The organism is Micromonospora sp. DT228, from assembly GCF_049841595.1.
Lineage (GTDB): Bacteria > Actinomycetota > Actinomycetes > Mycobacteriales > Micromonosporaceae > Micromonospora.
This window is the reverse complement of the sequence record NZ_JBNCKO010000047.1, coordinates 1-1763: the sequence shown is the minus strand read 5'-3', so window position 1 is coordinate 1763 and position 1763 is coordinate 1. Positions and strand designations below refer to the sequence as shown.

The 1763-nt window shown below is 59.4% G+C and carries 1 protein-coding gene and 1 pseudogene; both read right to left on the bottom strand.

Annotated elements, in window-relative coordinates:
* On the bottom strand, positions 1-1028 hold a 1028-nt coding region (locus ACLQ29_RS35325), incomplete at its 3' end, for a pentapeptide repeat-containing protein (protein WP_425775693.1).
* A gap of 132 nt (positions 1029-1160) precedes the next feature.
* A pseudogene (locus tag ACLQ29_RS35320) lies at positions 1161-1763 on the bottom strand (hypothetical protein); the annotation flags it as partial.

The following is a 1763-nucleotide window of genomic DNA, read 5'->3' as shown; positions in this document are numbered from 1 at the left end:
TCCATCGACCGAGCCAGGCTCATCGGTCGGACCCACTGTGCGACACACCCGACCAACCCACAAACCAAACGCGCTCTGAGACGCATAGGCACTTGAGTGGAGTCGTGAAGCTTCGCCGTCAAAAGTTGTTCGGCCGTCAGTCCGGTTGCCGGCGCTGACCCCGACGGAGAACAGAATTCTGTGCTATTCAGATTCGCGTCCGTCAGGTGGCTTCCGGAGAGATTCGCGCTTAGGAAATTTGCACCCACCAGATTCGCCTCGCAGAAGCATGACCCGCCGACCTGGCTGGCGCGAAAGTCCGTCTCTGCTAGGGATGCATGATGAAAGTTCGCCAGCAAGGCGAAAGCGTGTTGAAACTTTGCTCGTGGGAGCTTCGCTCCTTCGAAGTGAGTTCTTGTAAGGATGGCACCTTCAAAACATGCGTCGGAGAGGTGAGCTTCGTCCAGCCATGCCCGGCTCAGATCTGCGTTAGAAAAGTCTGCATTCTGCAAATCGAGCGCGCGTAGATCTGTTTCCTTGAGGTCTATCTTTTCGCGGGTTTCTTTGGATGGTCGTGTCAAAACCTTAAGCGCCGCGAGTGCGTCGAGACCGATTGGGTCCACGTCGTCGATGGCCCCTGGGTGGGATTCGGGGATAGGCCGTTTCTCCCGCACGAATGCTGCCAACAGGTGTGTAATCATTTGCGAGTCGCTCGATGACTCATGCATGACTTGCTCTAATGCATAAACACCGCCAACTCGTTCTGTAACCTTGTCCGAGCTGAGGAGTGAGATGGCCTTAGCGAATCGGTCTGTCACGTGACCGCGTCGCGAAAGATAGTACGTTCTGGCTGTAAAGGCGAGACCGGCTGACGCCGCAGCTCCTGCGACCATTGCTACAAGCGTCTGCCGAGTCGAATTTAGGCTAGATGCCCGGTCCTTGTCTTTCGGGGTCAGATAGTTTGCTGCAGGATCCAGGATGAACCACGCGATAGCAGGGAGGGCCATAATGCCGAGAAGTTTCAGAGCGGTAATCCTGCGGCGACTCATTAAGAGACCGTGCCTAGGGGTAGTAGTAGTCCGGTCGACGTTGCCACCGAGTGGCAAACCTGGAGTCTTGCACTGGAGGCTATCGCGCGTTGTCTGCTACCGGACAGTTTCACCTTGCTGATTGCTGGGACCTTAGCTGGCTGCGCCTAGGGCCGCCTCAATACGCGTGCGTGCAGCCTCGTCCTGGCCATCGATGCATGAGGCATACACCTTGAGCAGGACGTGCACGCTATGTCCGGCCCACTCGGCAACCTGGGTAGCCGGCACGCCAGCATTTAGCCAGAGCGACACGGCAGCGTGCCGCAGGTGGTACGGCACCCGTGCCAGAACCGAGCGCTGCTGGGCAGGGTTAAGCGCCTGCTCTCGTGCCTGGCGCCAGGCTCTCAGGTAGGTGCTTTTCGTGACGGGGCCGGGGCGTGAACCTGGCGCGTTGAACATCCGCCCGCCCGGGTTGCCGTGGTGCTGCCGATGGTGCCGCAGGATGCGGACAAGTTCCGGGCAGGCGGGCACGTCGCGGGTCGCCTTCTTCGCTCGGTGCTTCAACTCGCGGTCCTCGCGCATTTCGCCACTGTCGCTCCATTCCTCGCCGACGTGTTGCGTTGAGCCGCTGAGGTGAAGCCATCCCCAGCCCTCTTCGGGAAGCTCGCATTCGTCGTCTCTCAGAGCGCGTTTCACTTTGCTGTCAGTCGGGTGTGTTGAAGGTGAGGCGTTGTTGGCGGGTGGCGGGTTCGCCTC